This is a genomic window from Acinetobacter calcoaceticus DSM 30006 = CIP 81.8, assembly GCF_000368965.1.
Taxonomy (GTDB): Bacteria; Pseudomonadota; Gammaproteobacteria; order Pseudomonadales; family Moraxellaceae; genus Acinetobacter; species Acinetobacter calcoaceticus.
Genome location: NZ_KB849778.1, coordinates 1 through 13,621, shown reverse-complemented (window position 1 = coordinate 13,621; position 13,621 = coordinate 1). Strand labels below are relative to the sequence as shown.

The 13,621-nt window shown below is 38.5% G+C and carries 12 protein-coding genes and 1 pseudogene; 8 read left to right on the top strand and 5 right to left on the bottom strand.

Annotation, left to right across the window (positions count from 1 at the left end; translation table 11 throughout):
• Positions 1-153: 153 nt before the first annotated feature.
• Complete coding sequence (locus F936_RS00065) at positions 154-1,038, top strand: energy transducer TonB (protein ID WP_005043828.1); 885 nt, start codon at positions 154-156, stop codon at positions 1,036-1,038.
• 101 nt (positions 1,039-1,139) lie between these two features.
• Here the strand turns inward: F936_RS00065 and ybeY are convergent, their stop codons facing one another.
• The 3 genes from ybeY to miaB form a co-directional block, all read right to left on the bottom strand.
• Positions 1,140-1,622: an rRNA maturation RNase YbeY gene (gene ybeY, locus F936_RS00060; protein WP_004639474.1), complete on the bottom strand. Its 483-nt coding sequence runs from the start codon at positions 1,620-1,622 to the stop codon at positions 1,140-1,142.
• Positions 1,623-1,899: 277 nt separating this feature from the next.
• Positions 1,900-2,988, bottom strand: coding sequence for a PhoH family protein (locus F936_RS00055; protein WP_005043825.1), 1,089 nt, complete (start codon positions 2,986-2,988; stop codon positions 1,900-1,902).
• Positions 2,989-3,025: 37 nt separating this feature from the next.
• Positions 3,026-4,477, bottom strand: coding sequence for a tRNA (N6-isopentenyl adenosine(37)-C2)-methylthiotransferase MiaB (gene miaB, locus F936_RS00050; protein ID WP_005043824.1), 1,452 nt, complete (start codon positions 4,475-4,477; stop codon positions 3,026-3,028).
• Positions 4,478-4,764: 287 nt separating this feature from the next.
• Between miaB and F936_RS00045 the strand changes: the two genes are divergently transcribed.
• The 4 genes from F936_RS00045 to F936_RS00030 all read left to right on the top strand — a co-directional run bounded on the left by F936_RS00045 (position 4,765) and on the right by F936_RS00030 (position 9,047).
• A complete protein-coding gene (locus F936_RS00045; RefSeq protein WP_005043823.1) occupies positions 4,765-6,708 on the top strand; it encodes a lytic transglycosylase domain-containing protein in 1,944 nt (647 codons plus the stop codon).
• A 57-nt stretch (positions 6,709-6,765) separates the two neighbouring features.
• Complete coding sequence (locus tag F936_RS00040) at positions 6,766-7,428, top strand: ribonuclease T2 family protein (RefSeq protein WP_017390098.1); 663 nt, start codon at positions 6,766-6,768, stop codon at positions 7,426-7,428.
• A 211-nt stretch (positions 7,429-7,639) separates the two neighbouring features.
• Entirely contained in the window at positions 7,640-8,626 is a 987-nt protein-coding gene (locus F936_RS00035) for a malate dehydrogenase (RefSeq protein ID WP_005043818.1), read from the top strand.
• A 175-nt stretch (positions 8,627-8,801) separates the two neighbouring features.
• Positions 8,802-9,047 (top strand): DUF2789 family protein, encoded by a 246-nt coding sequence (locus F936_RS00030; protein WP_005038520.1) that lies wholly within the window; start codon positions 8,802-8,804, stop codon positions 9,045-9,047.
• 58 nt (positions 9,048-9,105) lie between these two features.
• On the opposite strand, the gene F936_RS00025 is transcribed toward F936_RS00030, so the two are convergent.
• Together F936_RS00025 and F936_RS00020 are read right to left on the bottom strand one after the other, a co-directional pair.
• Positions 9,106-9,633, bottom strand: a complete 528-nt coding sequence (locus tag F936_RS00025) for a hypothetical protein (protein WP_005043816.1) — start codon at positions 9,631-9,633, stop codon at positions 9,106-9,108.
• 67 nt (positions 9,634-9,700) lie between these two features.
• Positions 9,701-10,306, bottom strand: coding sequence for a 2OG-Fe(II) oxygenase (locus tag F936_RS00020; RefSeq protein ID WP_005043813.1), 606 nt, complete (start codon positions 10,304-10,306; stop codon positions 9,701-9,703).
• 117 nt (positions 10,307-10,423) lie between these two features.
• Between F936_RS00020 and F936_RS00015 the strand changes: the two genes are divergently transcribed.
• The 3 genes and pseudogenes from F936_RS00015 (at position 10,424) to F936_RS00005 (ending at position 13,251) form a co-directional block, all read left to right on the top strand.
• Positions 10,424-11,281, top strand: coding sequence for a 23S rRNA (adenine(2030)-N(6))-methyltransferase RlmJ (locus F936_RS00015; RefSeq protein ID WP_003653584.1), 858 nt, complete (start codon positions 10,424-10,426; stop codon positions 11,279-11,281).
• A gap of 41 nt (positions 11,282-11,322) precedes the next feature.
• Positions 11,323-12,156, top strand: coding sequence for a CDP-diacylglycerol--serine O-phosphatidyltransferase (pssA, locus tag F936_RS00010; RefSeq protein WP_005043810.1), 834 nt, complete (start codon positions 11,323-11,325; stop codon positions 12,154-12,156).
• A 17-nt stretch (positions 12,157-12,173) separates the two neighbouring features.
• Positions 12,174-13,251: pseudogene (locus F936_RS00005) on the top strand (DUF6670 family protein).
• Positions 13,252-13,621: the final 370 nt, after the last annotated feature.

Here is a 13,621-nt window from a genome sequence, read left to right as displayed (position 1 = left end):
TGTAACAAATTTAATTGATACATTTTGACAAAATGAAAATGGATAAAACTCTATGTTTGAAGTGAATCACACTTTTATCCAGATTTGAATATCAGTTTATATTTTATTCGGTATTAAACCGTGGGGAAAAGGCATTTACATGCTTTTAAAATTATGTTGAATAAAAGAAGTCTATCCATAGAGCCTTTTTATCATTGGTGGCAAGACCGAGTCTTTATTGCTGCGACAATATTGGCAATCTTACTGCATATTTTTGTGTTGCTCATTCACTTTGCGATGCCTAGCTCATCAGAGCAATCTACTAAAGAAATTGCAATTTCAATTCGATCAAGCAATGAGCAAGTGCAGCAGGCAGACTTTTTGGCGCAAGCTGACCAGCAAGGTTCAGGTGCATTTCGAGAAGCCCACCGTACCTCTAGTGATACTCCAAATCCTATGCCTAATGATGCTTCAACTGGAGATGCGCAGTTAGAAAGTTTGCAAAAGGTTCAGCAACAAAGAGAGCTTAAATTTGAAGAAAAAGTATTAATGACTGTTTTGAGTTGGCAAAAACAAGCTGACGCCAGTCAAAGGAAAAAAGAATTAGAACAATTACAAAGTCAATTTCAGGCAAAAGCTGCGATGGTTGCAAGTCTCGAAGCACAATATTTACAACGTAGACAAGATTTCAGTCGCCAGCAAAAAATAAAAACAGTAGATGGAATTCAGGCGAAAAAAGATGCCTCGGCTGCTTATTTAGATAAATTCCGTGAGAAAGTGGAGTTGTATGGTAATCGCTATTATCCAGAAGAAGCCAAACTGCAACAGTTGAAAGGCGAAGTTCGTTTAATGGTTATTTTAAATGCTCAAGGTGGGATTCGTGCAATTCGATTGCTTGAAAGTTCAGGGCATTCAGTATTGGATGAAGCTGCAAAGTCTTCAGTACGTCGCGGCGCACCATTTGGACATTTTGATACCAATATGAAAGATATTTCTGAATTGCGTATTGTCCGTACTTGGCGTTTCGATCCGGCTCAAGCAGAATTTGAAGTGCATTAATAAAAAATGTGGATAAGTTTTGGCTTATCCACATTGATTTTAATTAATTAGACAAAATTATATCTGAAGACAGACTAGGTTTTTAATCTAATCAATAATGATTAGATCTGTTCTTGGTAAGGATTGTCTATATTCAGCTTTGCTAAAATTTCAACTTCAAGCCCTTCCATTTCTTCAGCTTCTTCATCACTAGTTTCGTGGTCATAGCCTAATAAATGTAAAACACCATGTACTAATAAATGTGCAAAGTGTTCTTGAGCTGTTTTCTTTTGTTCAACCGCTTCTTGCAATACAACTGGAATACAAATGACTAAGTCACCCAGAGGAAAGGCATCGAGCATTGGTAAAACTTCTTCAGGAATATCACTTGGAAATGATAAAACATTGGTTGGTTTATCTTTCTCTCGATATTGCAGATTAAGTTGTTGGCTTTCTGCTAAATCGACACAAGCAACGCCAATTTCGCAATCATCTTTATAACCAACGTGGCGTAAAGTTGTCTCAATAATTTTTTTGAGTTGAGCTCGTTTGAGCTCTAACTCAGGTGATAGGAAGTCTTGTTGTAAAGTTAAGCTGATTTTCAAAATGAATCCTTAGGGTCTGTTGAACATTCACAGATGATTGCGACATCGAGTGTTTTTTAGATGATACTAGGCGTGGACTATGAAATTTAGTTATTCTAAATGAATAGTTCACAACAACGTAGCAGCAAGAAACACTCTTGTCCCGAAGGGTTGTAGCTAAAATTATCTCAGACTACGTTATGAAACTTGGAAAGGGGCTCGCCATTCCCTACATTTCATGCCTTGCCTGCTCAATTTTAGCCGACAACGCAATCCAATTTTGAATATTCAACAAACCCTAGGCATCCTGATGTTGCAAGTCTGCTGCTGTATCGTTTTCAGTCATTAACGCTTCTTGACGTGCTTTGCGTTCAGCACGTGCTTCAGCATTAAGACGATGTTGTTCTCCATCCCAACCTTCATACGCTTCAACAATTTTTTGAACAAGTTGATGACGTACAACATCGCGGGAATGGAAACGGGTAATATGAATTTCTGTAATATTTTCGAGTACACGAAGTGCGTGTGCCAGACCAGATTGTTGACCTTTAGGTAAATCGACTTGAGTAATGTCACCTGTAATTACTGCACGAGAGCCAAAACCTAAACGGGTCAAGAACATTTTCATTTGTTCAGGTGTTGTGTTTTGAGCTTCATCCAAAATTACAAATGAATGGTTAAGTGTGCGACCACGCATATATGCAAGAGGTGCAACTTCAATTACTTGACGCTCAATTAACTTGGCAACTTTTTCAAAGCCAAGCATTTCGTAAAGGGCATCGTAAAGAGGGCGTAGATATGGGTCAATTTTCTGGGTTAAATCACCAGGTAAGAAACCCAGCTTTTCTCCAGCTTCTACAGCAGGGCGTACAAGTAAAATCCGCTGGATTTCATTACGTTCTAGCATATCTACGGCGGCGGCAACTGCTAAATAGGTTTTACCTGTACCAGCAGGGCCTACACCAAAAGAAATATCGCTTTGTAAAATACGTTGTACATAACGTTTTTGATTGGCACCACGTGGATTAATGCGGCCTTTTCGTGTCTGGAAATAGACATCGAGCGGCCCATCATTTTCATCCATTTCGTCACCAACCAACTCGAAATTGCGTTCAGTTTGTGAAGATTGAATGAGGAGGTGTAATAGATCGGCACTGATTTGCTGGGATAGCTCAGACTCTTCGTAGAGTCGTTGCAATAATGCTTCGGCTCTCCCAACAGCATCAATTTCACCATCTATGTGAAAAACATCTCCACGATGAGTAATTTTGACATCTAAACGCTGTTCAATTTGCTTCAGGTGCCCATTATAGGCACCCAGAATGCTCTTTAAACGTTCCATTGAAATTTCAGGAAATGTTACGGTACGTCGAATCGCTGCAGTCAAGAGAAAACCTTTCAGTAGACTTTAGAATACCTCTACATTACGCCACGTCAGGTTCAAGATTCAAGAGCTCACCGTAAACAAAATTTAAAGTTTTAATTTCAGTAATCTCGATCTCTGCAAAACGACCAACCCAAGTCGCATCACCAACGAAAGTTACCAGACGTGTATTGTCAGCAGTACCAATTAAAATATTAGGGTCTTGATCAGATACTTTTTCAATAAGTACACGTTCAATTTTACCTAACATGGCATCTGTTTTTTCAATACTAGACTGCTTAATTACTTTTTGAACTTGAGCTAAACGCTCTTTTTTAACTTGTTCAGGCGTGGTGTCTGGCAAGTCTGATGCTGGCGTACCTGGGCGTTTTGAATAAACAAAACTATACGAATGATCGAAGTCTAAATCATTGATAAATTTTAATGTTTCTGCAAAATTTTCATCGGTTTCACCAGGGAAGCCAATAATAAAGTCACTTGATAAATGCATATCTGGACGAATTTTGCGTAGCTTCGCAATTTTATCAATATAGACATCAATCGTATGATTTCGCTTCATTGCTTTTAAAACATCATTCGAACCACTTTGTACCGGCAAGTGTAAATGTGACACCATTTGAGGTAAATCTTCATAACACTGAATAAGCTCATCAGAGAACTCAAGTGGGTGCGAAGTTGTATAGCGTAAGCGTCCAATACCCGGAATTTCTGCAACGAGTCGTAACAATTCAGGGAAAGTACAGATGCCACCTTCAAAGGTTTCACCGCGGTAACCATTTACATTTTGTCCAAGAAGAGAAATTTCACGGACACCTTTTTCAGCAAGTCCTGCAATTTCTGCAAGTACATCGTCTAATGGTCGAGAAACTTCTTCACCGCGTGTATAGGGAACTACACAGAAAGAACAGTATTTAGAACAGCCTTCCATAATAGAAACAAAGGCTTTAAAGCCTTCTACACGTGGTTCTGGTAAAAAGTCGAACTTTTCAATATCTGGGAAAGAAATATCAACCAGTTTGATTTTGTCTTTTTTTGGTTTTTCTACTTGAGCATTATGTTGATCAAGCATTTGCGGTAAACGGTGTAATGTTTGAGGGCCAAAAATCATGTCCACATAAGGCGCACGTTTTTGAATGTTGTCACCTTCTTGAGAGGCAACACACCCACCAACACCAATCACAAGATCAGGATTTTTGTCTTTTAGTTTGCGCCAGCGTCCTAATTCACTGAATACTTTTTCCTGTGCTTTTTCACGGATAGAGCATGTATTCATGAGCAGGATATCTGCTTCATTAGGGTTGCTCGTTAAAATGTAACCGTGAGAGTCCCCTAAAAGGTCTGCCATACGGTGACTGTCATACTCATTCATCTGACACCCTTGAGTTTCAATATAAAGTTTTTTTATTGAAACATCAGTGGTGTGCGTTGGCTGGGTAACAGTGTTTTCTGAGGCAGCTTTGGCACCATTGGGAATGAAGGTTTGAACCGTCATGCAGGCTCCTAACAGATCGATCTAAAAAAGAATAAATTTGCCCAAAATGGGTCAAACCATTCATTATAGCAGTATTTGGGCCGAACCGATAACAGTAAACCTTCAGAACATGACACGGTTTTTTTGAAGTAAATTATGTAAATTTTAATGATGCTGAATCAGAGAGTTACATAACACAACAAAAGAAAGTACGAAGACTAATTAAACTATGCTCTGAAGGTGAATAGTCAGGGTTTAACACATTTATGAGACCAAGTAGAAAGAGCTCATCAATCCATAGTCGTGTAATGACAAATAAATATATGCATCGTAGCTGGTTAGGAGCTATGTGTTTACTTGGTTGTTCATTTACCTATGCTGCCGAAGAGCAGTTTAATGACGCATTAAACGCTGCAAATAGTGGCAATACAGCATTATTAGACCAATATCAGCTTGCTATGCAAAATGATGTATTGGGATATTATCCGGAATATTGGAAACTTAATACCAATCTTGGCTTTCAACCTTCAGCTTCGATTGTAAGTTTTGCCCAACGTTATCCTCAATCAGCAATGGCTGAGAAATTAGCAGCCGATTATGTTGAAGAAAAAGTTAAACAAGCTGACTTCGCATCTGCACAACCTTTATTATCCTATGTAACTAATCCTGATCAGGCCGAAAATTGCGCATTGGCACAGGTGAGAGCTAAAACCGGTGATGCATTAGTTTTTGCTGAATACAAAGATGTATGGTTAGCCACCGAATCGCAACCTGAATCTTGTGTGGGCTTAGGACGCTTGATGTTATCTAGCCCATTAATGAGTCAGCAAGATAAACAACAACGTCTTTGGGTGCAGTTACGTTCTGGTTTAACAGGGCAGGCCCTTGCTACCGCACAGACTTTGGGAATGAATTTGTCGTTGGCGCAGCTTAACCAAATTCAGGCTAATCCACTCAATTATTTGTGGAGTGCACCTAAAACAAATGATACAGATTATGCGTATTTGATTTTTGCATTAGGTCGTTTGGCTAATAATGACTTAAGCAATGCTTTTTCGAATGTTCAACGTGTCGCTCAAGGTACACCAGAGAATATACAAAAGTATTTATATCGAACCGTGGCTTATATTGGTGGCACCACGGTCATGAAAAATAATTTCAATCGTGAAGTTCTTCAATATTTTGATGCAAGTTATGGTTATCCTCTAAGTCCGGAAGAAGCTGAAATTTATGCGCGTCAGGCAATTCGATTTGGTGCGTGGGAAAGTTTAATCCGTGCCATTGATAGTATGACCGTTACACAAAAACAAGAAGACCGCTGGCAATATTGGCTTGCTCGTGCAACAGAGCAGCGCGGTGATAGTGGTTCGAAAAATACTGCACAACGTATTTATAAAAAATTAGCTGAAAGTGGTGATGACTATCACAACCTTTTAGCAAAAGATCGTTTGGGTGAACGTTATAATCATCAGCCTTACGATGATCAGCCCACTTCAAGTGATTTAAGACGTTTAGATCAGAATGTTCACTTTAATCGTGCTTTTACTTTAAGACGTATTAATGCAAATCCAACCTATACTAACCGAGAATGGAACTGGGCAGTTCGACAAGCTTATCTTCAACATGATGATGGTGTGTTGTTAGCTGCGGCAAAGCGTGCCCATGACATGGGGTGGTATGACCGTGCAATTTATGCAGCAGATCGTACAACAAATAAACATAATGATACGTATCGCTATGTGACGCCTCATAAGACTAATGTTGTAAGTCATAGTTACAATGCAGGAATTGATCCAGCGTGGGCTTATGGTTTAATGCGACAAGAAAGTCGGTTTGTTACCTCCGCACGTTCTCACGTTGGAGCGGGCGGTCTTATGCAAATTATGCCTGATACGGCGAAGTTGATTGCACGTCAAATGGGTGAAACTTATAATCCAGCGGCATTAAGTGAAATGAATACCAATATTCGATATGGAACATTTTATTTGTCGATGATTCAAGGGCAGTTAAGCAATAACCCTGTTTTGGCTACGGCAGGGTATAATGCGGGACCTAATCGGGCAAGACGTTGGCAACCGGACTATCAATCAATTCCAGCTGACCAATATACAGAGACAATTCCATTGTTAGAAACCAGAGACTATGTCAAGCATGTCATGACTAATGCAACACATTACGGTGTAATATTGGGGCAAGGGGCTCAATCGTTATCACAACGTATGAAAGTCATTCCAATGCGTACATCGCCTTAAGTTTAAGGTTGTTGATGATGGATCTTCTTTTAATTGGCATATTCAAGTTTTAATTAAATGAAATATAGATATTTGGAACTTCGTTCAATTTTGCAACTTGCATGGTGGCTTATCTGTGCAGGGGTGGGATTGATGAGTTCCGTTTTGCATGCCGAACCTGTTAATTTGCAGGGGTACGTTATGCATGTACAAATGACACCTGCCGTATGTGCGTTAGATCCCTCTAAACAAAAACAGCGTAAATGTCTTGAAGGATATTCATTGACAATTACAGGCCTCATGCCAGAAACAAATCAAACCGATTGTTCAACAGAAAGTTCGGCCGCTCTCTCTCCATTACAATCTAAAGTCGTAGCTCGGGTCATGCCTGACAACAATGCCCGTGTGCAGCTTTGGAAAAGTGTAGGGGGGTGCGTTCCTATGAATGCAAGTCAATATTTCCGGACAGTCATTAACTTTGCTGAACGTTTAAAAATTCCAGCTAGCCTTACAAGTTCGACAAATGTTGAAGTTCAACAGTCCGCCTTAAAACAGCAATTTACTCGTCTTAATCCGAGCCTGCCTCAAAATGGTATTCGTTTAAGTTGTCAGTTATCTCGTTCAGATGTTGTTTTAACGGAAGTGAAGGTGTGTTACACGGTAAAAGGCCAATATAAACAATGTGCAAATCATGTGGTATCGAATTGCCCAGGTGAAATCACGATTAAAGGCAGTTACTAAAGATGACGATCATTTCGTAAAAAAATGCTGACCATGCATTGAATCTTTTTGTAAATATTAATTTGTATTTTCTATCAGACTTTTGGTGAAAATGAGTCGCTTTTACATGCATCTGCCACATCTTTAGAGTACAATCTTTGCCGTTTATGATGATTTAGTTAGATGGAATTCCTATTTAGCTAGATTAAGGACATTCATTGGAGACAATTACATGAAGCAACCCGTTCGTGTTGCCGTGACTGGCGCTGCAGGTCAAATTGGTTACAGCTTATTATTCCGTATCGCAAGCGGTGAAATGTTAGGTAAAGATCAACCTGTTATTTTACAATTGCTTGAAGTTCCAGTTGAAAAAGCTCAACAAGCGCTTAAAGGCGTAATGATGGAACTTGATGACTGTGCTTTCCCTTTATTGGCTGGCATGATCGGGACTGATGATCCGAAAGTTGCATTTAAAGATGCTGACTACGCTTTATTGGTAGGTTCTCGTCCACGTGGTCCTGGTATGGAACGTGCTGACTTGTTAAAAGTTAACGGTGAAATTTTCATCGGTCAAGGTCAAGCATTAAACGAAGTTGCTAGTCGTGATGTTAAAGTGTTAGTTGTAGGTAACCCTGCAAACACTAACGCTTACATCGCTATGAACTCTGCTCCAGACCTTCCAGCGAAAAACTTCACTGCTATGTTGCGTCTTGACCACAACCGTGCGTTGACTCAAGTTGCTCAAAAAGCTGGTGTTGCAGTTGCTGATATCGAACACTTAACAGTTTGGGGTAACCACTCTCCAACAATGTATGCTGACTACCGTTTTGCAACTGCAAATGGCGAAAGCTTAAAAGACAAAATCAACGATGTGGCATGGAACAAAGATGTGTTCCTTCCAACTGTTGGTAAACGTGGTGCTGCGATTATCGAAGCACGTGGTTTGTCTTCTGCTGCTTCTGCTGCTAACGCTGCAATTGACCATATGCGCGACTGGGCACTTGGTACAAACGGCAAATGGGTAACTATGGGTATTCCATCTGATGGTTCTTATGGTATTCCAGAAGGCGTTATGTTCGGTTTCCCTGTAACAACTGAGAACGGCGAATACAAAATCGTTCAAGGTTTAGAAATTGATGAATTCAGCCGTGAACGTATTAACTTTACGTTAAATGAGCTTGAAGAAGAACGTGCAGCGATTGCTGACATGTTGAAATAATTTATCTTTTTGATAAGTTAAAAAAGCACTCTTTTTAGAGTGCTTTTTTATATTTAATCATTCGAAACCAAACACAAAAAACAACAAGAAAATATAAACATTATCATGCATATAAAAAGGTTTTATTGTTAGATTAGTTAATAGATGATTTAAAACAAGTTATAGGAGAATAACAATGTTTGAGCAGCAACCTACTTTAGAACTTTTATTTGATCAGCTGGGTTTAGATTCGGATGAAGCAAGTATCGAGAGCTTTATCAAAACACATCAATTGCCGGCTGATCAGAAATTACATGAAGCCTCTTTTTGGTCAAACGGTCAAAGCGATTTTTTAAAGAGCCATTGGGAAAAAGATGATGAATGGATTGTGGTTATTGATGAGCTGAATGAACAACTACATGAAGATAGTGTAAAGAGATAAGTTAAAAATAAGGCCTGTTTTACATGAGATATAGAACAGGCCGATTCAAATTAAATATTTAGTGCGTTTTTGATTTTACTAAATTTTTATACCATGGTTCTTGGCGAACTGAATTAAAGACAGAATGTGCGTGAAGTAATTCTAGATCACATGTACTCGTTGATAAATATTTAGTTAACCAATGTCTGGTTAGTGCTGACTCTTCTCGCGCTGCTGATGCATAAGCCAAGAAGAAATATATATCTGCATGTTCATAGTGGGCTAATGGCTTCAAAATTTGTTGAGTAATCAACGCAAAACGTTTTTCTTTATTTAATTCAAAATAAAGCATATAGGCCTTAGCCAACTGCAAAGATAAATTTAGATATAAACTCAATGGCATCTCTTCATATTCCATACGAGCTTGTTCAAGTAAAACAATCGCTTCTTGTAAAAAATGAAGCTGCTCTTGGCGAACATGACTTAATATGACAAGTTGCAAGCGTAAATCGGCACGCTCCAAAGCAAGTTCAGGCGTATTTTCAGTCAAATAAAGTTGATCTGTCTCACCAATTCTGTTCACAATCGTTTTACTTTCAATAGACATACGCCCTAGCCCCTCTTGATCAATAGCATTTATATCGGGTTCATTTACTAAATTTAAAGAGTAGCTTTTAAACCCAGATAGAATTTCCGCTACGAAGCCAAGCCGTAATCGAGAGCCTCTGTTGCTTTGAAGCCAATACTTCATGCAATAAGTTGCTTTGAAATATCACCAGTCGATTGGGTTCCGGGTTAACAATATGCCATTTCTCATTTTTATCTTGCAGTCGTAATTGACCACTCCAATCTTCTTGCCATTCTGGATGTAAATAATAGACTGTTGAGATAATACGATCATTTTTTTGTTGAGGATTGTCTCGGTGTAAAGCATAAAACTCACCCAAATTATAACGGGCAAAATGAGCTTCAACTTCTTTAATTCCTAAATAGAATGCTTGATTTAGACTTTGCGAAAATGAAGTTAAGGTTTCAATATGTTGTTGAGCAATAGGGAGTTGATCATTAATCCAGAGAATATGGTCACTACGAATATTGCTCACCACACCATTTTGAATACCAGCTTCTCTAAATTCATCAATATGATAGCTACACTCTTTGGCGACTTGCGCGCGATATTGATCCGAATAGGCTTGATTAATTATAGCAAAGCCATGCGTATTTAAGTCATCCAGAATTTGATCCAGATCCCATGAGTCCGGAAGCAGGTGAGAGAGCATATAACCTCGAGTAGATCGTAAAAATATCAAGCTGCTCTATTTTAGATGATCACAACCTTACGAAAGAATATTTTTTTCATGTTAAACTATTTGTTGAATTGAGGAATTAAAGTCAACATGAATTACCGTCACCATTTCCATGCGGGCAACTTTGCAGATGTTATGAAGCATGTGCTTTTGCTACAGCTTCTCAACCGTTTAAATGCTAAAGATAAACCTTATCGTTATATCGATACGCATGGAGGTGCAGGAAAATATAATTTATCTCTGGCACCTTCACAAAAATCTGGAGAGTTTCTTACAGGCATTCATCGACTAGTTCAGATATCTGAAATGGAAAAGCGTCAGGCACCTGAAGCAATCCAGCAATATTTGAAGTTAGTAGAACAGTTACGTTCTGAAGAAGGTAAGGGTAGTTATCCGGGGTCACCATGGTTTGCTTTGCAAGGTATGCGTGAGATTGATAAAGCAACCGTGTTTGAAATGCAACGTGATGTTTTTGAGCAATTGCGACATAACATTTATGATAAACGTGCAGGTTTACATGAGCGTGATGCATACGAAGGCTTGCTCGGCGTTATTCCACCGAAAGAAAAACGTGGTTTGGTCATGATTGACCCGCCTTACGAATTAGAGCGTAAAGACTTTCCGCAATTAGTTGAACTTTTACAACAAGCTTATAAAAAATGGCCAACAGGTGTTTTTGCAGTTTGGTATCCAATTAAAGACCGAGCGATGATTGAGCGTTTTGAAAAGAAAATGTTCAAAACAGGTATTCGCCGTCAATTGGTTTGTGAAATCTGTGTATGGCCAGATGATACACCTGTAGGCTTAAATGGTTGTGGTCTATTGGTGATTAATCCACCTTGGCAGTTCTCTGAACAAGCTGACCAAGCCCTACAGTGGTTATTCCCGCATCTACGTATGCAAGAAATTGGTGGCCATGCTGCTGTTCGCTGGTTAGTAGGTGAATAACAGTTAACTTAAATCAATGCACATGTTTGGAATAGAAAATAATGACAAATGCGCCTAAACCAGAGCAAGATTTAACTCATAATGAACATTCATTTGATGGGATTACATTCGAAGTGGTTGAAGAAGAAGATAATCCGGAAGGACAAAAAGTGAAGCGCCGAGGAATTTATCTTTGGCCTAACTTAATTACGACAGCCGCTTTGTTGTCTGGTTTCTATTCCATCATTGCGAGTATGAATGGGGATTTTACCCAAGCTATTTATGCTATCTTTATTGCAGCTTTACTCGATGGTTTAGATGGGCGAGTTGCTCGAGCTATTGGCGCACAAAGTGCTTTTGGCGAGCAATATGACTCTCTTTCAGACTTATTGGCTTTTGGTGTAGCTCCTGCAATGCTTATGTATAGCTGGAGTTTGCATGATCTGGGTCGTATTGGCTTGGCATGTTGTTTTGTTTATACAGCATGTGCAGCTTTCCGTTTAGCACGTTTTAATGTGCAAATTGGTGTGGTTGATAAGCGCTATTTTATCGGAATTGCAAGTCCATTGGCTGCCATTATCATTATTTCACTCGTGTGGGTTGCTCGCGACTATCCTTTCATTTTTGATTTACGTGATATTGCGATTAAAACCATTAATGCTGTTCTTATGGTTGTTGTGGGATTACTCATGATCTCCAATATCAAATATTACTCTTTCAAACAAATGGACCGTAAAAGAGTTCCTTTTGTAGTTATGTTGCCAGTAGTACTGATTTTTGCAGCAATCACTTATAATATTCCAATGGGCATTTTGACCGTTTCAATAATCTATGCTCTATCTGGTTTTGTTACGACATTATTTGCACGCAAGAGTAACGAAACAATAAAAACATAAAATAGAAGAGGTTCGGTATGCCTATGTTGATGAATCAAATTAATCAATTACAGCAGCTGGGCCTTAATGCCAAAGAGGGGGTTGTCTATCAACCTTCTCGCGGCTTCTTTAAAATTGTTTATCAAGGTTTAATCCTTCCAAATCTACCGGCTCCACTGCGCTATTTTAATTACATTAGTATGGTTGGACAGCCGCGCATTCCTCTTTGCTATAACAATCACTCAATTACGACTTCGGCAATCGATACTGCAACTGTACTTGTAAGTAATAGCCAACATAGTGTAGGACATTTAAAAACTTATTCTATTCGGCGGCAATGCCAGTTTGACTCAAAACAATATCAGTTTGATAAAACAGATTTGATTGAGTGGAAAATCCCAAAGATCCATCTTCAGCGACTAGACTCGGAAATGGGATGTGATCTTACTATTCAGATTCCAGAAAATATCTCTAATACTTCTGCATTACAGTGGGGAGTCTCAGACTATTGGTCAACCTTATGTTTATGTGAGGGTGAAATTTTTTATAAAGGACAAAAGTATCAAGTTGAAGGATTAGGACGCTTTAAACATGCAAGGGCTCTACATTTACCGTTTTTATCTTTATGTTTCTATACATGCCAAATTATTAATTTAAATGAAACGACTCAGCTTACATTTACACAAATAAGAAATCAGTGGAATATCATCTTATGTTCAAGGTTAGATATTCAAGAATTTGGTAAGCCTGTTGAAAGCTTTACTGAAGATGTAAATTTACATATCCATCGCGTTTATCCAAAAGTTAGAACACCCAATGATAAAGAGATGTATTTGCCAAGAGAATTTTCTTGGCAATGTAAAAAAAATGGAAAAATTATTTTTGAACTTTATGCACAAAGCCGTGGCGACTACAAGTTTGGATTGGCTGCTGGATATGTAGGAAGCTTCCAATATCAATTAAGTTGGAATGAACAATGTCTACAAGGTGAAGGTGGATATTGTGAATATATTGATTGTCGCCCACTTAGGTGGCAGGAAAAGAATCAGGACGAAAAAATATTAGATAAATTGATGCTTTTACAACCATGTTTATATAAAAAATGACTATTTTTAGCATTTTTGATTAAAAAGCGAACTGTTGTTTTACTAATATGAAAAAAGGTATTGCCAAGGGAATTTAATAGTCTATAATGCACATCCATCGGCGGTGATGCAGATAGAAACTTGTTGAAAAACAGTTACTTGGAATTGAGTTGATTGCTTTAGGTAATGAATTTGATAAGAAGTTGGTTTTGAGAATAAGTTTTAAAAATATCGAAATTACCTGTTGACTTTTAAGAGATTAAGAGTAATATAGCCGACCTAGCTTGCTGGTGACGAACCAGTAAGAAGATCATTAAGAGATTATGAAGAACAACTTGTGTGGATTTTTACTGATTGATTGATCGAAATATTATCATTGATTGATTGGTTTAAATTACTCG